Raw genomic sequence first — 18249 nt, forward strand, 5'->3', positions numbered from 1 at the left:
AATAGTCCAATTCTGAAACTATGTCACGCATTAACGGTTCAGGGTGCCATTAATTCGAAGAAAATGTGGAGGTTATCGCAAAATAAGTTCATTTTTTGAACGCGATCGCTCACCCTCACTTCTCCTCCTGGCGGAATCGACTCAAAGGATGAGTTTCCAGCCTGATTTCACTGGCAAACTGGCGAAAACAGCAGCACCAAGGACAGCATTATGAAACTTGCCGCCGTTGCGCTGGCGCTCATGCCCGGCATTGCCATCGCCTCATCATGGACTTCTCAGGGATTCCCCAACTTCGAAGCGGAAGGTACGGGTAAATTCGTCAGCCATGCAGCGTTGACGAAGGGTACTCGTCCTTTAATCCTAAATTTTGACCAACAGTGCTGGCAGCCTGCTGATGTGATAAAACTCAACCAGATGCTATCGCTAAAACCGTGTGAAGGCGCGCCGCCGCAGTGGCGTTTATTCAAAGACGGCGATTACACGCTGGAAGTCGATACCCGCTCCGGAACGCCAACGTTGATGCTCTCGGTAAAAAGCGCCGCAGACCCTGTCACGACCCAGATTCGCCAGTGCCCGAAATGGGATGGTTCGCCGTTAACACTGGATGTGAGCCAGACCTTTCCGGAAGGTGCCGTGGTGCGCGATTACTACAGCAAACAAACGGCAACGGTAAAGAATGGGTCGATTACCCTACAACCTGCCGCAGCCAGTAACGGGCTGTTGCTGCTGGAGCGGGCAGAAACCGATGCCCCGGCTGCTTTCGACTGGCATAACGCTACGGTGTATTTCGTTCTGACGGATCGCTTTGTAAATGGTGACCCAGGCAACGACCACAGCTACGGACGTCGCAACGACGGCATGCAGGAAATTGGCACTTTCCACGGTGGCGATTTGCGCGGACTCACCAGTAAACTCGACTACCTGCAACAGTTGGGCGTCAACGCCTTGTGGATCAGCGCACCGTTTGAGCAAATTCACGGTTGGGTCGGCGGTGGCACCAAAGGCGATTTCCCCCACTACGCTTATCACGGCTATTACACTCAGGACTGGACCACGCTCGATGCGAATATGGGTAATGAAGCTGACCTGCGTGCCCTGGTTGAGGGTGCGCACCAGCGCGGCATTCGTATCCTGTTCGATGTCGTCATGAATCATACCGGCTACGCCACGCTGGCGGATATGCAGGAGTATCAGTTTGGAGCGCTGTACTTGTCGGGCGATGAACTGAAAAACACGCTCGGTGAACGCTGGACGGACTGGAAGCCAGCCGCCGGGCAAAACTGGCACAGCTTTAATGATTACATCAACTTCAGCGATAAAACAGGTTGGGAAAAATGGTGGGGGAAAAACTGGATCCGTACCGATATTGGCGATTACGACAATCCTGGCTTTGACGACCTGACCATGTCACTGGCCTTCCTGCCCGATCTGAAAACCGAATCCACCACACCTTCCGGGCTGCCAAACTTTTATCAGCACAAACCAGATACGCACGCTAAAGCTATTGCCGGTTACACGCCCCGCGATTATCTGACGCACTGGCTCAGCCAGTGGGTGCGTGATTACGGGATTGACGGCTTTCGGGTTGATACCGCCAAACACGTCGAGCTTCCCGCCTGGCAGCAATTAAAAACACAGGCCAGCGCAGCGCTGGCTGAGTGGAAGAAAGCCAACCCGGATAAAGCGCTGGATGATAAATCTTTCTGGATGACCGGCGAGGCCTGGGGTCACGGCGTGATGCAAAGCGACTATTACCGTCACGGCTTTGATGCGATGATCAATTTCGACTATCAGGAGCAGGCGGCAAAGGCCGTCGATTGTCTGGCAAATATGGATGTCACCTGGCAACAAATGGCTGAAAAATTGCAGGATTTCAACGTCCTGAGCTATCTCTCCTCGCACGATACGCGTCTGTTTCGCGAAGGTGGAGACAAAGCCGCCGAGCTATTGTTGCTGGCGCCTGGCGCGGTACAACTCTTTTACGGCGACGAGTCGGCCCGACCCTTTGGACCAACAGGCTCAGACCCATTGCAGGGCACGCGCTCAGAAATGAACTGGCAGGATGTGAGCGGGAAATCTGCCGCCAGCGTCGCACACTGGCAGCGCATCAGTCAGTTCCGAGCCAGACATCCCGCCATCGGCACCGGTAAACAGACTACGCTTACCCTGAAGCAGGGATACGGATTTATCCGCGAGCATGACGACGATAAGGTGATGGTGGTGTGGGCCGGCCAGCCCTGATCCCAACAGGCTTCCCGCTGTGCATACGGCGGGAATCCCAACACAAAATAAAAAACCAGCCAGGCAAACATCTGCAGCACAAAACATCAATCCGGTCCGCTTCCCCTGATTTGCACCCTGCCATGGGTAGCGCTATGGTTAGCCACTTTACTACTCAGTTCGACAGACCCCCTGCTATGACATTCTCACTTTTTGGCGACAAATTTACCCGCCATTCAGGCATCACCCGCCTGATGGAGGACCTCAACGACGGTTTACGCACCCCAGGTGCCATCATGCTCGGCGGTGGTAATCCGGCGCAAATTCCAGAGATGCAAAATTACTTCCAGTCTCTGCTGACAGATATGCTGGCAAACGGCAAAGCCACTGATGCGCTTTGCAATTATGACGGTCCGCAAGGGAAAACCGAGCTCCTGTCTGAGTTGGCGAAACTGCTACGTGAGAAGCAGGGTTGGGATATCGAGCCACAAAATATTGCACTGACAAATGGCAGTCAGAGCGCGTTTTTCTACTTATTCAATCTGTTCGCCGGACGCCGCGCTGACGGAACAACGCAAAAAGTGTTATTCCCATTAGCCCCGGAATACATTGGCTATGCCGATTCCGGGCTAGAAGAAGATCTTTTCGTCTCCGCGCGTCCGAACATCGAACTGTTACCGGAAGGCCAGTTTAAGTATCACGTTGATTTTGAACACCTGCACATCGGTGAAGAGACGGGGATGATCTGCGTGTCACGCCCGACTAACCCGACAGGCAACGTGATCACAGACGACGAGCTGATGAAGCTGGACCGGCTGGCCAACCTGCATGGGATCCCGCTGGTGATTGATAACGCCTATGGCGTACCATTCCCTGGCATCATCTTTAGCGAAGCGCGTCCGCTGTGGAACCCCAACATTGTGCTGTGCATGAGCCTTTCCAAGCTGGGCCTGCCAGGTTCCCGCTGCGGCATCATTATCGCCAATGAAAAAATCATCACTGCGATTACCAATATGAACGGCATCATCAGCCTTGCTCCTGGCGGGATGGGACCGGCGATGATGTGCGAGATGATTAAACGTAACGATCTACTGCGCCTGTCCGAAACGGTAATTAAACCGTTTTACTATCAGCGCGTTCAGGAGACGATTGCGATTATTCGCCGCTACTTATCAGAAGATCGCTGCCTTATCCATAAACCAGAGGGCGCGATTTTTCTTTGGCTGTGGTTCAAAGATTTGCCCATTACTACTGAACTGCTGTATCAGCGCCTGAAAGCGCGCGGCGTACTGATGGTTCCCGGTGACTACTTCTTCCCGGGGCTGGATAAACCCTGGCCACATACCCATCAGTGCATGCGGATGAACTACGTGCCAGAACCAGAGAAAATCGAAGCTGGTGTGAAGATTCTGGCTGAAGAGATCGAACGCGCCTGGCTGGAAGGCTAACGCAAACCCGACCCAAGTGCGGGTCGGGCTCACTTCACAGCGGTTGTGAACGCAGACGCTGTCGCTGAATACTGACGGCATCAATACACTGCAACGCGCTGGTCGGGCAGGCTTCTACACACGCTGGCCCCGTCTCACGATGCCAGCACAAATCGCATTTTATCGCCTGCACCCGCGACGAACGGGCAACGACATTCATTGCCCCCAAACGGGCAGGCCAGCACACAGCTTTTACAACCAATACAACGTGTCTGTTCAACGAAGATATGCCCATGTTCACGACGAATGGCGTGCGTTGGGCAAACATTCGCACAGGGAGCGTCTTCGCATTGATGGCAGGCGACCGCCGTTGTAAAGGTGTCATCTTTGATTACCCGAATCCGCGGTATAAACGCAGAAGAAGAGACCGACGCACAGTCCTGGTTTTGCTGGTGCGCGACGACGCAGGCAACTTCGCAGGTACGACACCCAATACATTTTGCCGCATCCGCCATAATAAACGCGTTCATTGTCCCCTCCCTCTGCGTGAAAACCACAGAGTGCCAGAGAGGTCGCCCTTGTCGCTTTGATCGGACAGGGGAAACGGTTAAATATTGTCAGGTGCCTGAATAACTATGGATCTCTGCCTAATCGCGAACGGTAAAACCCAGCTCATTTGAAATCGCCTGCGCGGTTTCCCGTAGTGGCTTGAGTAGATTTTTTTCCCCTATCTGCTTAAGTCGCGAGGTAGAGAGTGAAATTGACACCGCGTACGGCACCCGACCATGAATATCAAACACCGGCACGGCAATACAGGAAACGCCCAGTTCGTTCTCTTCCCGATCCATCGCCATACTGCTTTCGCGGATCTGCGCCAATTCGTCGTACATCGCCGGTAAACCGGTAATGGTATTGCGGGTCAGGGGCTGAATAAGATCCTGATGGCTCTCCCAGTAGGCTTCCACATAATCCGCATGCCCAAACGCCATGTAAATTTTACCCATCGCCGAGCAATACAGCGGCATATGTTGGCCGATATAAGCGCGGGTACGCAGCATGCCCGTCGTCGGTTCCAGCTTATAAATCAGAATCGCGTGGTCATCTTCACGGCTTGAGAAGTTGATGGTTTCACCGGTGGCGATATTCAGCGCTTCGAGGTGCGGCGCAGCAACATGGATGATGTTCAGTGACGACAACGCCTTCTGACCCACGGCAATAAATTTGGTGGTCAGGCGATAACTCCCTGCCGCTGGCGCGGGGGTGACATACCCACAGGATTGCAGCCCTTGCAGGAGTCGATGCACAGTACTTTTGTTCAGCCCTGCCAGTTCAGACAAATGCGCCAACGGGCACCCATTCGGATAGTTACTCAGAATCTCAATCAACATCAAACCACGGAACAGGCTCTGACTTCCGGCTGGCCTCTCTTTGTCTTGCGTCATTTCACTCTCTTTTGTGCCCATCGCTTCCGCTCCCCTTTTCGTCGCGCTCTGATGGTAGCGCAAAGTGTGTTTCAGTTCACGATCTGAACCGAAAAAACACAACTATTTGATTTTGATGATTTTAAAAAATAGACCACCCCGTTGATCTGTCAAAATTTGATCGCTATATTTGAAATCAGATTTCGCATAGTGAAATTTAGAGATAAAAAAGCGATCAAATTTAAACAAGGAAACAGGAATGAAAGTCACTTTTGAGCAGTTGAAAGATGCGTTCAATCGGGTACTGCTGGCACGCGGTATCGCCGTTGAAACCGCCGATGCCTGTGCCGAAATGTTTGCGCGCACCACCGAGTCCGGCGTGTATTCACACGGCGTGAATCGTTTTCCTCGTTTTATTCAGCAATTAGATAACGGCGACATCATTCCTGAGGCCAAACCGCAACGCATTACTAGCCTGGGAGCGATTGAACAATGGGATGCCCGGCGTTCGATCGGAAATCTGACGGCGAAAAAGATGATGGACAGAGCCATTGAGCTGGCCTCCGATCACGGTATTGGCCTGGTCGCACTGCGTAACGCCAACCACTGGATGCGCGGCGGCAGCTATGGCTGGCAGGCGGCGGAGAAAGGTTACATCGGTATCTGCTGGACTAACTCGATTGCCGTCATGCCGCCGTGGGGTTCGAAAGAGTGCCGCATTGGTACTAACCCGTTGATCGTCGCGATCCCCTCATCGCCAATCACCATGGTTGATATGTCGATGTCGATGTTCTCCTACGGCATGCTGGAAGTGAATCGCCTGGCCGGTAGCGAACTGCCGGTAGATGGTGGCTTTGATGATGAAGGCAATCTCACTAAAGAGCCGGGCGTTATCGAAAAAAACCGCCGCATTTTACCAATGGGTTACTGGAAAGGTTCAGGTCTGTCGATTGTGCTGGATATGATCGCCACCCTGCTTTCAGACGGTTCTTCCGTGGCCGAGGTCACCCAGGACAACAGCGATGAATATGGCGTTTCACAGATTTTTATCGCCATTGAAGTGGATAAGCTTATCGACGGCGCCACCCGCGACGCCAAACTGCAGCGCATTATGGATTTCATCACCTCCGCCGAACGCGCCGATGAAAACACACCTGTCCGCCTGCCGGGCCACGAGTTTACAAAGCTGCTGGAAGAAAACCGCCGCAACGGTATCACCGTTGATGACAGCGTCTGGGCCAAAATTCAGACCCTGTAAGGAGCAACACCATGATCTTCGGACATATTGCTCAGCCTAACCCATGTCGTTTACCCGCGGCGATTGAAAGGGCACTCGACTTTCTGCGCAGCACAGATTTCCACAATCTGGAACCGGGCGTGGTAGAAATCGACGGTAAAAATATCTTCGCGCAGGTTATCGATTTAACCACGCGTGACGTTGCCGAAAATCGCCCGGAGGTGCATCGCCGCTACCTGGATATTCAATTTCTGGCCTGGGGCGAAGAGAAAATCGGGATCGCGATTGATACCGGGAATAACCAAATCAGCGAATCGTTATTAGAACAGCGCGATATTATTTTTTATCACGCCAGCGAACATGAATCTTTCATTGAAATGATTCCGGGAAGTTATGCCATATTTTTCCCGCAGGATGTTCATCGCCCTGCATGTCATAAAACTGTCGCCACGCCGATCCGCAAAATAGTCGTGAAGGTTGCTATTTCAGTTTTATAAAAAGGAGCACAACATGAGCGTTAATAATGCCGGTTATATTATCGGTGCGTACCCCTGTGCACCCTCATTTCACCACAAGAGTGAAGAGGAAGAGAAGGAATTCTGGCGACAGCTCGCCGATACTCCGGATATTCGTGGTCTGGAGCAGCCCTGCCTTGAACATCTTCACCCGTTAGGCGACGAATGGTTATTACGTCATACGCCGGGCGACTGGCAAATCGTGGTCACCGCCATTATGGAAACCATGCGCCGTCGCGGCGCAAACAGCGCTTTTGGGCTGGCCTCCAGCGACGAAGAACAGCGTAAAGCCTGCGTGGCGTATTACCGTCATCTACAGCAGAAAATCAACCATATCAATACGGCACACGCCGGAAAAGTGATTGCGTTGGAACTGCATGCCGCCCCCAATGCCAGCAACCCAAATGTTGCACAGGCCACCGACGCGTTTGCCCGTTCGCTGAAAGAAATTACCTCCTGGGACTGGTCCTGCGATCTGGTGCTGGAACATTGCGACGCCATGACCGGCATTGCGCCGCGCAAAGGCTTTCTGCCGTTAGACAATGTGCTGGAGGTCATTGCCGGGTATGACATCAGCGTGTGCATTAACTGGGCGCGATCGACCATTGAAGGGCAGAATCCCGCCCTGGCGCTGGACCACACGCAGCAGGCCAAACGGGCTGGAAAACTGGGCGCGCTGATGTTCTCCGGTACCACGCTTGCGGGGGAATACGGTGAGTGGCAGGACTTACACGCGCCGTTTGCCCCATTCTGCCCACAAAGCCTGATGACCACCGACCATGCCCGCGAATTATTCGCCTGTGCAGAAGCCGAACCACTGCAATTTGCCGGTATTAAATTGCTGGAAATAAACGCCAATGCAGATGTGAACCATCGCGTAGCAATATTGCGCGACGGTATCGCCGCATTAAATAAAGCAAAACTATAAAAATAAAATACTACTCTACGAGAATATTAATATGAACATGACCTCTCGCCCTACACTCAAAGATATACCCCGTCAGCGCTGGCTGCGGATTATTCCACCTATTCTCATCGCCTGTATTATTTCTTATATGGACCGCGTCAATATCGCTTTCGCGATGCCGGGCGGAATGGATGAGGAATTAGGTATTTCCGCCACCATGGCAGGACTGGCTGGCGGTATTTTCTTTATCGGTTATCTGTTTTTACAGGTTCCCGGCGGAAAAATTGCCGTTCACGGTAGCGGCAAGAAATTTATCGGCTGGTCGCTGGTTGCCTGGGCGGTTATTTCCGTCCTCACGGGGTTAATCACTAATCAGTACCAACTGCTGGTTCTGCGCTTTTTACTCGGCGTTGCCGAAGGCGGCATGCTGCCGGTGGTGCTGACGATGATCAGTAACTGGTTCCCCGACGCCGAGCGTGGTCGCGCCAATGCGATTGTGATTATGTTTGTGCCGATTGCCGGGATCATTACCGCTCCGCTCTCGGGCTGGATTATCACCGTTCTCGACTGGCGCTGGCTGTTCATCATTGAAGGTTTGCTTTCCGTCGTTGTACTGGTGTTGTGGGCCTATACCGTTTACGACCGTCCACAGGAGGCGCGCTGGATCTCTGAGGCCGAGAAAAATTACCTGGTCGAAACGCTGGCCGCCGAGCAAAGAGCCATTGCCGGAACGGAAGTCAAAAATGCCTCTCTGGGCGCGGTGCTTTCCGATAAAACCATGTGGCAGCTCATCGCGCTGAACTTCTTCTATCAGACCGGGATTTACGGTTACACCCTGTGGCTGCCGACCATCCTCAAAGAGTTGACGCACAGCAGCATGGGACAGGTCGGTATGCTCGCCATTCTGCCGTACGTCGGGGCCATTGCCGGGATGTTCCTGTTCTCTTCTCTCTCTGACCGCACCGGTAAACGCAAGCTGTTCGTCTGCCTGCCGTTGATTGGCTTTGCCCTGTGCATGTTCCTTTCCGTGGCGCTGAAAAATAACGTCTGGCTGGCTTATGCCGCGCTGGTCGGCTGCGGCTTCTTCCTGCAATCGGCAGCGGGCGTGTTCTGGACCATTCCGGCGCGTTTGTTCAGTGCGGAAATGGCCGGTGGCGCGCGTGGAGTCATCAACGCGCTGGGCAACCTCGGCGGCTTCTGCGGTCCTTATGCGGTCGGCGTACTCATCACCCTGTATAGCAAAGATGCGGGGGTTTACTGCCTGGCTATCTCACTGGCTCTGGCCGCGCTGATGGCGCTGCTGCTGCCAGCCAAATGCGACGCCGGTGCCGCTCCGCTAAAGACACTGAATCCACATAAACGTACAGCGTAAAACAATGCCCGGTGGCGCTGCGCTTACCGGGCCTACAGGTAGCAACCGTCCCAGGCCGGATAAGCGCAGCGCCATCCGGCAAAAATGAGATAACAAGATGAGTGAGAAAGAGACCTTCTGGCTGGGTATTGATTGTGGCGGTACGTATCTGAAAGCCGGGTTGTATGACGCCAAAGGTCATGAACATGGCATTAACCGGCAATCGTTGCAGACCGCATCGCTATTGCCCGGTTACGCCGAACGCGATATGCACCAGTTGTGGCAACAGTGTGTAGCCACGATCGCCGGGCTGTTAGCGCGCACCGGCGTCTGCGGCGATCAAATCAAAGGCGTCGGTATTTCCGCTCAGGGCAAAGGCCTGTTCCTTCTCGATAAGCAGGATAAACCGCTGGGCAATGCCATCCTCTCTTCCGACCGCCGGGCGATGGACATCGTTCAGCGCTGGCAGCAGGATGGGATCCCTGAGCAGCTCTACCCGGTCACCCGCCAGACATTGTGGACCGGGCATCCGGCATCATTGCTGCGCTGGGTGAAAGAGAATCAACCTCACCGTTACGCGCAAATTGGCTGCGTCATGATGGGCCATGACTATCTGCGCTGGTGCTTAACCGGCGTCAAAGGCTGTGAAGAGAGCAATATTTCCGAGTCGAACCTCTACAACATGACTTCGGGTCAGTACGACTCGCGCCTGACCCAGTGGCTGGGCATCAGTGAGATCGACAATGCGCTACCGCCGATTGTCGGCTCAGCAGAAATATGCGGGGAAATCACCGCTCAGACAGCCGCCATAACCGGTCTGGCGGCGGGCACGCCCGTCGTCGGCGGACTGTTTGATGTGGTTTCCACCGCACTCTGCGCCGGTATCGAAGATGAATACACCCTCAACGCGGTGATGGGTACCTGGGCCGTCACCAGCGGGATCGCTCACGGTCTGCGCGACCACGAGGCCCATCCCTATGTTTATGGGCGCTATGTCAACGACGGGCAGTACATCGTTCACGAAGCTAGCCCGACCTCTTCCGGCAATCTGGAATGGTTTACCGCCCAGTGGGGCGAACTCTCTTTTGCTGAGATCAATCAGGCCGTCGCCAGCTTACCGAAAGCCGGTAGCGAGCTTTTCTTCCTGCCCTTTTTGTACGGCAGCAACGCCGGGCTGGAGATGACCAGCGGCTTTTATGGCATGCAGGCAATACACACTCGCGCCCACTTATTACAGGCCATCTACGAAGGCGTGGTTTTTAGCCACATGACCCACCTCAACCGCATGCGCGAACGTTTTACGAAGGCGCATACCCTGCGCGTCACTGGCGGTCCGGCGCACTCCGACATCTGGATGCAAATGCTGGCAGACGTCAGCGGTTTACGTATCGAATTGCCGCAGATTGAAGAGACCGGTTGCTTTGGCGCTGCGCTCGCCGCCCGCGTCGGCACCGGCGTTTATTCCAACTTCAGCGACGCCCAGCGCAGCCTACAGCACCCGGTGCGCACGCTATTGCCGGACGCCGCCGCGCAGTCGAGCTACCAGCGTAAATACCGCCAATACCTGGATTTAATTACCGCACTACAGGGCTACCACGCCCGCATTAAGGAGCACGAATGATGAGTCGACCATTACTGCAACTGGCGCTCGACCACACCAGCCTTGAAGCCGCACAACGCGACGTCGCGCTGCTACAAGAGAACGTCGATATCGTTGAAGCGGGGACGATTCTCTGCTTAACCGAAGGGCTGAGCGCCGTGAAAGCACTGCGTGCCCAGTGCCCGAATAAAATCATCGTCGCCGACTGGAAAGTGGCCGATGCGGGCGAAACCCTCGCGCAGCAAGCCTTTGGAGCAGGTGCAAACTGGATGACCATTATCTGTGCTGCGCCGCTGGCGACGGTAGAGAAAGGTCATGGCATCGCGCAGTCCTGCGGCGGCGAAATTCAGATGGAGCTGTTCGGCAACTGGACGCTGGATGATGCCCGCGACTGGTATCGCGTTGGCGTTCGCCAGGCGATTTACCATCGTGGCCGCGATGCTCAGGCCAGCGGACAACAGTGGGGAGAAGCAGACCTGGCGCGTATGAAGGCGCTTTCTGATATTGGTCTGGAACTGTCGATTACCGGTGGGATCACGCCCGCCGATCTGTCGTTGTTTCGCGATATTAACGTCAAAGCTTTTATTGCCGGGCGCGCGCTGGCGGGAGCGCAAAACCCAGCGCAGGTTGCTGGCGAATTCCATGCGCAAATCGACGCCATCTGGGGAACACTGCATGCGTAATCATCCATTAGGTATCTATGAAAAAGCGCTGGCGAAAGACCTCTCCTGGCCGGAACGGCTGGTGCTGGCAAAAAGCTGCGGTTTTGATTTCGTCGAGATGTCGGTGGATGAAACCGATGAACGTCTGTCGCGTCTCGACTGGAGTCCGGCTCAGCGCGCATCGCTGGTGAGCGCGATGCTGGAAACCGGCGTAGCGATCCCGTCAATGTGCTTGTCCGCCCACCGTCGTTTTCCCTTTGGCAGCCGCGATGAAGCCGTGCGTGAGCGGGCGCGAGAAATAATGAGCAAAGCCATTCGTCTGGCGCGCGACCTGGGTATTCGCACCATTCAGTTAGCCGGTTACGACGTCTATTACGAAGAACATGACGCAGGAACGCAGCAGCGCTTTGCCGAAGGACTGGCATGGGCAGTCGAGCAAGCCGCCGCCGCGCAGGTGATGCTGGCGGTAGAAATCATGGATACCGCGTTTATGAACTCGATCAGCAAGTGGAAAAAGTGGGATGAAATGCTGTCATCGCCGTGGTTCACCGTTTATCCGGACGTGGGCAACCTCAGCGCCTGGGGGAATGACGTCACTGCCGAATTGACGCTGGGCATTGACCGCATCGCTGCTATCCATCTGAAAGACACGCTGCCGGTAACCGAAACTCATCCGGGCCAGTTTCGCGATGTGCCGTTTGGCGAAGGGTGCGTGGACTTTGTTGGCATCTTCAAAACGCTGCATCAGCTGAACTATCGCGGGTCGTTTCTGATTGAAATGTGGACTGAAAAAGCGAAAGAGCCGGTACTGGAAATTATCCAGGCACGGCGCTGGATAGAAGCACGCATGCAGGAAGGAGGATTTCCATGTTAGAACAACTGAAAGCCGAGGTGCTGGCGGCAAACCTGGCGCTCCCGGCTCATGGCTTAGTCACCTTTACCTGGGGCAACGTCAGCGCAGTGGATGAAACACGTAAACTGATGGTGATTAAGCCATCCGGCGTGGAATATGAGGTGATGACCGCCGACGACATGGTGGTAGTGGATATTGCCAGCGGCAACGTAGTGGAAGGCAACAAAAAACCGTCGTCCGACACACCAACCCATCTGGCACTGTATCGTCGTTATCCACAGATCGGCGGGATCGTCCATACCCATTCTCGCCACGCGACGATCTGGTCGCAGGCGGGTCTGGATCTCCCGGCATGGGGCACCACGCATGCCGATTATTTCTATGGTTCTATTCCGTGTACGCGTCTGATGACCGCTGAAGAGATCAACGGCGAATATGAATATCAAACCGGAGAGGTGATCATTCAGACCTTCGAGCAGCGCGATCTCAATCCGCTGCAGGTTCCGGCGGTATTGGTGCACTCCCACGGACCGTTCGCCTGGGGTAAAGACGCCGCAGACGCGGTGCATAACGCTGTGGTGCTCGAAGAGTGCGCCTACATGGGGCTGTTCTCTCGCCAGTTAGCCCCGCAGTTGCCGGATATGCAGTCTGAGTTGCTGGATAAACATTATCTGCGCAAACACGGGGCGAATGCGTATTACGGACAATAACGGCTCAGGCGCTATTAATATGTTCTTTGCAATAGCGCCGTTTCCACGCCGCGGGCGTCAGGCTGGTGTGCTTGTGGAATATTTTGCGAAAATACCCCACATCATTAAATCCACATTTCATCGCCACTTCGGTTAGCGACAGCGAATCGCTGATTAACAGTTTTTCTGCCGCCCTTACCCGCTGACGGTGCAACGCTTCGGTTAGCGTCAGCCGGAAAGCCCCACGGAAAACACGCCCCAGATAGTCCGCATTGCAATGCAGCTCTTTCGCCAGAGTTGAAGCACTAATCGGCAGGTGGAACCGGGTGTGAATGATTTGCTGCGCTTTCCAGGCTAGCGCATTACCGGGGCTTTCGGCGAGGTGCTCGCTGGCAGCCGCAGAAATTTGCTGCAAAATTAGCAGCAGGATCAGTTCCAGCGCCATGCTGCGATGAATATTTTCCTGCTCGCGTAAGAACTGGCGAAACAGCGAAATAATATATTGGGGCTCGCCCACCTGGGTATGCTGAGGTATAGCAAGTAACGATCCTGCTATTGATGCTTCATTTTCTGCTGTCACCTCAAAGTGCAACCAGTAAAATTTCAAATCAGCCGGAAATTGCCCAACGCCAATATGCAAGCGCTGCGGCCACAGCAGCAAACTTTCTCCGGCATTCACGCAAAAAACTGTCTGACCTTCGCGAATTGTTAATGTCCCTTTTTCAACAAAGATAATTTCCCAGGATTGCAATTGTCGCGCAGGATGACTGCCCACGCCCCGGGAAATAAATAGCCCACCATTTTGCACTTTAATCGGAAGAGACATGGATAATTCGAGCATATATATTCAAATTCCCGCTTTCTACATTATTTAAACCGCTCTTTACCATTGATTATTTACGATAAATCCGCTTTCCGCCGGATCGAAATCACATTTTTATAATGAAGTCGGAATTGTCATCTTTTTATACTTTTCTCTTCCCTTGTTGACCCAAACATTTCGTGCAGAATAAATAACGTATTTTGCAAATTACAAACAAATAACCCGCAACGTAGCGGGTTACTTTCTGAACATCCTCTCCGGGAGTTATTTATGACTTCGGCTCCGATTACAACATCTGATTTGGCACAGCGCGCCCAGGACGACAAATTATCCCTGCGTGAAAAAATTGGTTATGGGCTAGGCGATGCTGGCGGGACGGTAATTACCTGCCTGATCATGAACTTCCTGACATTTTTCTACACCGATGTCTTCGGGTTAACGCCTGCGCTAGTCGGCACATTATTTATTGCCCTGCGTGTATTTGACGCCATTTCCGACCCCATCATGGGCGTGCTGGCCGACCGTACGCAAAGCCGCTGGGGGCGCTTTCGCCCGTGGCAACTGTGGGTTGCGATTCCGATCGGTATTATTGGCGTGCTCACTTTTACCGTCCCGGACGCCAGCATGGGGGTCAAGATCGCCTGGGCATTCGGCACCTATCTCCTGCTCTCTGTCGGCTATACCGCCATCAACGTACCGTATTGTGCGCTGATCAACACCATGACGACCCGCCATAACGAGGTGATCGCCTGTCAGTCCTGGCGCTTTGTGCTGTGCGGCGTGGCGGGATTCCTGGTTTCCGTTGGTCTGCCGTGGATGGTGGATATTCTGGGTCAGGGCAATGCCGCGCAGGGTTATCAGTTTGGCGTGGGCATCCTGTGTGCCATCGCGGTGGGGATGTTCCTGTGCTGTTTCTTCTGGGTTCGCGAGCGTGTGCCGCTGGCGATGATGGGGAAATTTACCCTGCGTGAACACATTGGCGGGCTGCGCAAAAACGATCAGCTATTGTTGATGCTGGTAATGTCTTTCCTGCTGATCAACGTCTTTAATATTCGCGGCGGCGGGTACATGTATTTTATTACCTACGTGCTGGAAGGCAGCACCGCCTATACGTCGCTGTTTTTCACCATGGTCACTTTCGCGTCCATCATCGGTTCAGTGATCGTCAGCCCCCTGACCCGCCGCATCGATACCGTCAAACTCTATTACTACACCAATCTGGTGCTGACGGCCCTGGCGATACTGATGTGGTTCCTGCCAACCGGCCCGGCTTATCAGACGCTGTGGCTGGCAGTCATCCTCGGTAACGGCATTATTTTAGGCTTCACGCTGCCGTTGCACTTCTCACTGATGGCCTTCGCCGACGATTACGGCGAGTGGAAAACCGGCGTACGTTCCTCCGGCATGAATTTCGCCTTCAATCTGTTCTTCATCAAGCTGGCCTGGGCCTCAAGTGCGGGGATCATCAGCCTGCTGTTTATTTTTGTCGCCTATCAGCCAGGCGCTGGTAACCAAACCACCAGCTCGCTGCAAGGAATTACCGCGATGGAGACGCTGCTTCCCGCACTGTTCCACCTGCTGTTGGCGCTGTCTATCCGCATCTGCAAACTCAATAATCCGATGATGTCGCGCATTGCCACCGATCTGCGTCAGCGTCATGTACAGCCTTAAGGAGCACGAAATGAACGTACTGGAAGTCGACCTGCATAAGCTCACCGTCAGCGATCCGTTCCTCGGACAATATCAGCAGTTGGTGCGTGACGTGGTGATCCCCTATCAATGGGATGCGCTCAATGACCGCATTGCAGAGGCGGAACCAAGTCATGCGATAGAGAATTTCCGTATCGCCGCGGGCCTGCAGGATGGCGAATTTTACGGCATGGTTTTTCAGGATAGCGACGTAGCAAAGTGGCTGGAGGCCGTTGCCTGGTCCCTGTGCCAGAAACCCGATGCGGAACTTGAAAAAACGGCCGATGAAGTCATTGAACTGGTGGCGGCCGCCCAATGTGAAGACGGCTATCTCAATACGTACTTCACAGTGAAAGCACCGGATGAACGCTGGACCAACCTCGCCGAGTGTCATGAGTTGTACTGTGCAGGTCATTTGATCGAAGCAGGCGTCGCGTTCTTTCAGGCAACGGGTAAACGCCGTCTGTTAGAGGTGGTGTGTCGCCTGGCGGATCACATCGACAGCGTGTTTGGACTCAGGGAGAATCAACTGCGCGGCTACCCAGGACACCCGGAAATCGAACTGGCGTTAATGCGCTTATACGAAGTGACCCAGCAACCACGCTATATGGCGCTGGTAAATTACTTTGTGGAACAGCGCGGCGCACAGCCCCATTTCTATGACGAAGAGTACGAAAAGCGCGGCCAAACCTCTTACTGGCATACTTACGGTCCGGCATGGATGGTGAAGGATAAACCCTATAGCCAGGCTCATCAGCCCATTTCAGAACAGCAAACGGCGATCGGGCATGCGGTGCGCTTTGTCTACCTGATGACCGGCGTCGCTCATCTGGCACGCTTAAGCCAGGACGAAGGCAAGCGTCAGGATTGCCTGCGTCTGTGGAAAAACATGGCCCAGCGCCAGTTGTACATTACCGGCGGGATCGGTTCACAAAGCAGCGGCGAGGCGTTTAGCAGCGATTACGATCTGCCCAACGACACCGTGTATGCGGAAAGCTGCGCCTCAATCGGCCTGATGATGTTCGCCCGCAGAATGCTGGAAATGGAAGCCGACAGCCAGTATGCCGACGTGATGGAGCGCGCCCTGTATAATACCGTATTGGGCGGGATGGCGCTCGATGGCAAGCACTTCTTCTATGTGAACCCGCTGGAAGTACATCCTAACTCATTAAAATTCAATCATATTTATGACCACGTGAAACCTGTTCGTCAGCGCTGGTTTGGCTGCGCCTGTTGCCCGCCGAATATCGCCCGCGTGTTAACCTCAATTGGCCACTACATCTATACACCGCGTCAGGACGCGCTGTATATCAATATGTACGTGGGCAATAGCATGGAGGTCCCTGTTGTAAACGGCTCGCTTAAACTGCGTATTAGCGGAGATTACCCATGGCATGAGCAGGTAAAAATCACCATCGAATCACCGCAGTCGGTTTATCACACCCTGGCTCTGCGCCTACCAGACTGGTGCTCCGCGCCGCAGGTTTTGTTGAATGGTCAGCCGGTTGAGCAGGATATTCGCAAAGGCTATTTGCACATCAGTCGAACCTGGCAGGAAGGCGATACGCTCAGTTTGACCCTGCCAATGCCGGTGCGTCGGGTATACGGAAATCCATTAGTGCGTCATGTTGCCGGTAAAGTCGCCATTCAGCGTGGACCACTGGTATATTGCCTGGAGCAGGCCGACAACGGCGAGGAATTGCATAATCTGTGGTTGCCAAAAGAGAGTGAGTTCAGAGTATTCGAAGGTAAGGGATTGTTCAGCCATAAAATGTTAATTCAGGCTGAAGGTGTGAAGCAAAGTGCAGCCGATGCAGCACAACAATCGTTGTGGCACTACGATGTTTCCCCAACTTCGCGTCAGGCGCATACATTGACGTTTATTCCGTGGTTTAGCTGGGCAAACCGTGGTGAAGGCGAAATGCGTATCTGGATAAACGAGCAGTAATAATAAGGCGGATGGCGGCGGTTAGCCCCCATCCGTCAATGTCTCATGAAAAGATTGCCCTCCTCCCTGAGGACAAACGGGTGAGAATCAGAAACGCCAGGTCAGACCGGACATAAAGGTAAAGCTGTCATCGCGATCAACCATCGGGCTATTTTTAATGTCATCCGGCAGTGCGCTATAATTGGCGCTTGCCAGCAGCGTCAGGTTAGTGGTCAATGCGTATTTAGCGGACAGGCCAACATACGGTGTCCAGCTATCGCCTGGGGAATAGCTTGATAAGCCACTACGACGGGACTCATTACCCGATATGCCGTAGTAGTATTCATTGAAGTTTTCGTCATAGTAGAGCACGCCAATCGATGGCGTCAGCGTCAGCTTGCCCATCGGCATTGGACGGAACAGTGAAACTTCCCCTACCCAGCCATTACTGTTGTCCAGCACATCCGCAGCGGCGGAGACTTTCACGCTACCCCATCTTTCATGGTGATACCACGCGGCACCCGCCATTGCAGTTGCGTCACGCTTATCCAGCTTTTTCATCGCATGATCGTCATTATCGCCGGGATCAAACTCAAGCGGCATATAAGAGGCAGTAATACTAAATTCATTACTTTCACTCTTAGACAAAATATAACCTAGCGTTGTTTGCCTAAAATAAAATGATTCACTTTCGTAACTGACTAGCGGTACTGCGTGAACATTATCATTATACCCGCGATAAGGTGATTCATTATATACAGCACCAGCGCCAATAGAAAACTCTGCGGCAGTTGCACTCGCCATAAAAGAAAAGGCGAGCAGCGCCACAATATTGTGTTTAATTAACATGCCAACATTCCATTTTAAAATAAGCTACAAAACTGGTGCATAATAATGCTTACAATTTCATCGGTGCAAGGTTCATATT

15 protein-coding genes and 1 pseudogene are annotated in these 18249 nt (G+C 53.6%); 12 read left to right on the plus strand and 4 right to left on the minus strand.

Annotation, left to right across the window (positions count from 1 at the left end; translation table 11 throughout):
* Positions 1–210 precede the first annotated feature (210 nt).
* Together malS and avtA are read left to right on the plus strand one after the other, a co-directional pair.
* Positions 211–2241, plus strand: a complete 2031-nt coding sequence (malS, locus tag OGV71_RS06395) for an alpha-amylase (protein WP_204583186.1) — start codon at positions 211–213, stop codon at positions 2239–2241.
* 176 nt (positions 2242–2417) lie between these two features.
* Positions 2418–3668: a valine--pyruvate transaminase gene (avtA, locus tag OGV71_RS06400; protein ID WP_003844572.1), complete on the plus strand. Its 1251-nt coding sequence runs from the start codon at positions 2418–2420 to the stop codon at positions 3666–3668.
* A gap of 34 nt (positions 3669–3702) precedes the next feature.
* Here avtA and OGV71_RS06405 read toward each other — a convergent pair.
* Positions 3703–4177 (minus strand): annotated as a pseudogene (locus OGV71_RS06405) (4Fe-4S dicluster domain-containing protein).
* A 117-nt stretch (positions 4178–4294) separates the two neighbouring features.
* On the minus strand, positions 4295–5110 hold the full coding sequence (gene yiaJ, locus OGV71_RS06410; RefSeq protein WP_003024237.1) for an IclR family transcriptional regulator YiaJ: 816 nt from the start codon (positions 5108–5110) through the stop codon (positions 4295–4297).
* A 217-nt stretch (positions 5111–5327) separates the two neighbouring features.
* Between yiaJ and yiaK the strand changes: the two genes are divergently transcribed.
* The 8 genes from yiaK to araD all read left to right on the plus strand — a co-directional run bounded on the left by yiaK (position 5328) and on the right by araD (position 12903).
* The gene (gene yiaK, locus OGV71_RS06415; protein WP_204583185.1) at positions 5328–6326 is read left to right on the plus strand and encodes a 3-dehydro-L-gulonate 2-dehydrogenase; all 999 of its coding nucleotides are present in this window, start codon (positions 5328–5330) and stop codon (positions 6324–6326) included.
* Positions 6327–6337: 11 nt separating this feature from the next.
* Positions 6338–6802 (plus strand): YhcH/YjgK/YiaL family protein, encoded by a 465-nt coding sequence (locus OGV71_RS06420; RefSeq protein WP_174501165.1) that lies wholly within the window; start codon positions 6338–6340, stop codon positions 6800–6802.
* 13 nt (positions 6803–6815) lie between these two features.
* Positions 6816–7748 carry a DUF4862 family protein gene (locus tag OGV71_RS06425; RefSeq protein ID WP_204583184.1) on the plus strand — a complete coding sequence of 311 codons (933 nt, stop codon included), beginning with the start codon at positions 6816–6818 and terminating at the stop codon, positions 7746–7748.
* 31 nt (positions 7749–7779) lie between these two features.
* Positions 7780–9099 carry an MFS transporter gene (locus tag OGV71_RS06430; protein WP_204583183.1) on the plus strand — a complete coding sequence of 440 codons (1320 nt, stop codon included), beginning with the start codon at positions 7780–7782 and terminating at the stop codon, positions 9097–9099.
* A gap of 97 nt (positions 9100–9196) precedes the next feature.
* Positions 9197–10699, plus strand: a complete 1503-nt coding sequence (locus tag OGV71_RS06435) for an FGGY-family carbohydrate kinase (RefSeq protein ID WP_204583182.1) — start codon at positions 9197–9199, stop codon at positions 10697–10699.
* Positions 10699–11361, plus strand: coding sequence for a 3-keto-L-gulonate-6-phosphate decarboxylase UlaD (gene ulaD, locus OGV71_RS06440; RefSeq protein ID WP_136397268.1), 663 nt, complete (start codon positions 10699–10701; stop codon positions 11359–11361). Before OGV71_RS06435 ends, ulaD begins: the two co-directional genes overlap by 1 nt.
* Positions 11354–12214, plus strand: coding sequence for an L-ribulose-5-phosphate 3-epimerase (locus OGV71_RS06445; protein ID WP_003024218.1), 861 nt, complete (start codon positions 11354–11356; stop codon positions 12212–12214). The genes ulaD and OGV71_RS06445 overlap by 8 nt, the downstream gene beginning before the upstream one ends.
* A complete protein-coding gene (araD, locus tag OGV71_RS06450; protein WP_003024215.1) occupies positions 12208–12903 on the plus strand; it encodes an L-ribulose-5-phosphate 4-epimerase in 696 nt (231 codons plus the stop codon). Before OGV71_RS06445 ends, araD begins: the two co-directional genes overlap by 7 nt.
* Positions 12904–12907: 4 nt before the next feature.
* On the opposite strand, the gene OGV71_RS06455 is transcribed toward araD, so the two are convergent.
* The gene (locus OGV71_RS06455; RefSeq protein ID WP_086550587.1) at positions 12908–13723 is read right to left on the minus strand and encodes a helix-turn-helix domain-containing protein; all 816 of its coding nucleotides are present in this window, start codon (positions 13721–13723) and stop codon (positions 12908–12910) included.
* A gap of 252 nt (positions 13724–13975) precedes the next feature.
* Here OGV71_RS06455 and OGV71_RS06460 point away from each other — a divergent pair, with 252 nt between their 5' ends.
* Both OGV71_RS06460 and OGV71_RS06465 read left to right on the plus strand, forming a co-directional pair.
* Positions 13976–15376, plus strand: a complete 1401-nt coding sequence (locus OGV71_RS06460) for an MFS transporter (RefSeq protein WP_204583181.1) — start codon at positions 13976–13978, stop codon at positions 15374–15376.
* 10 nt (positions 15377–15386) lie between these two features.
* Positions 15387–17342 (plus strand): glycoside hydrolase family 127 protein, encoded by a 1956-nt coding sequence (locus OGV71_RS06465; protein WP_204583180.1) that lies wholly within the window; start codon positions 15387–15389, stop codon positions 17340–17342.
* A gap of 87 nt (positions 17343–17429) precedes the next feature.
* Here the strand turns inward: OGV71_RS06465 and OGV71_RS06470 are convergent, their stop codons facing one another.
* Positions 17430–18170: a MipA/OmpV family protein gene (locus tag OGV71_RS06470; protein ID WP_003024206.1), complete on the minus strand. Its 741-nt coding sequence runs from the start codon at positions 18168–18170 to the stop codon at positions 17430–17432.
* Positions 18171–18249: the final 79 nt, after the last annotated feature.

The organism is Citrobacter sp. Cf088, from assembly GCF_030334295.1.
GTDB lineage: Bacteria > Pseudomonadota > Gammaproteobacteria > Enterobacterales > Enterobacteriaceae > Citrobacter > Citrobacter freundii.

Bases quoted from the DNA above. Each gene is read 5' to 3' on its own strand.
- malS (WP_204583186.1), top strand. From the start codon at position 211: ATGAAACTTGCCGCCGTTGCGCTGGCGCTCATGCCCGGCATTGCCATC.
- avtA (WP_003844572.1), top strand. From the start codon at position 2,418: ATGACATTCTCACTTTTTGGCGACAAATTTACCCGCCATTCAGGCATC.
- yiaJ (WP_003024237.1), bottom strand. From the start codon at position 5,110: ATGGGCACAAAAGAGAGTGAAATGACGCAAGACAAAGAGAGGCCAGCC.
- yiaK (WP_204583185.1), top strand. From the start codon at position 5,328: ATGAAAGTCACTTTTGAGCAGTTGAAAGATGCGTTCAATCGGGTACTG.
- OGV71_RS06420 (WP_174501165.1), top strand. From the start codon at position 6,338: ATGATCTTCGGACATATTGCTCAGCCTAACCCATGTCGTTTACCCGCG.
- OGV71_RS06425 (WP_204583184.1), top strand. From the start codon at position 6,816: ATGAGCGTTAATAATGCCGGTTATATTATCGGTGCGTACCCCTGTGCA.
- OGV71_RS06430 (WP_204583183.1), top strand. From the start codon at position 7,780: ATGAACATGACCTCTCGCCCTACACTCAAAGATATACCCCGTCAGCGC.
- OGV71_RS06435 (WP_204583182.1), top strand. From the start codon at position 9,197: ATGAGTGAGAAAGAGACCTTCTGGCTGGGTATTGATTGTGGCGGTACG.
- ulaD (WP_136397268.1), top strand. From the start codon at position 10,699: ATGAGTCGACCATTACTGCAACTGGCGCTCGACCACACCAGCCTTGAA.
- OGV71_RS06445 (WP_003024218.1), top strand. From the start codon at position 11,354: ATGCGTAATCATCCATTAGGTATCTATGAAAAAGCGCTGGCGAAAGAC.
- araD (WP_003024215.1), top strand. From the start codon at position 12,208: ATGTTAGAACAACTGAAAGCCGAGGTGCTGGCGGCAAACCTGGCGCTC.
- OGV71_RS06455 (WP_086550587.1), bottom strand. From the start codon at position 13,723: ATGCTCGAATTATCCATGTCTCTTCCGATTAAAGTGCAAAATGGTGGG.
- OGV71_RS06460 (WP_204583181.1), top strand. From the start codon at position 13,976: ATGACTTCGGCTCCGATTACAACATCTGATTTGGCACAGCGCGCCCAG.
- OGV71_RS06465 (WP_204583180.1), top strand. From the start codon at position 15,387: ATGAACGTACTGGAAGTCGACCTGCATAAGCTCACCGTCAGCGATCCG.
- OGV71_RS06470 (WP_003024206.1), bottom strand. From the start codon at position 18,170: ATGTTAATTAAACACAATATTGTGGCGCTGCTCGCCTTTTCTTTTATG.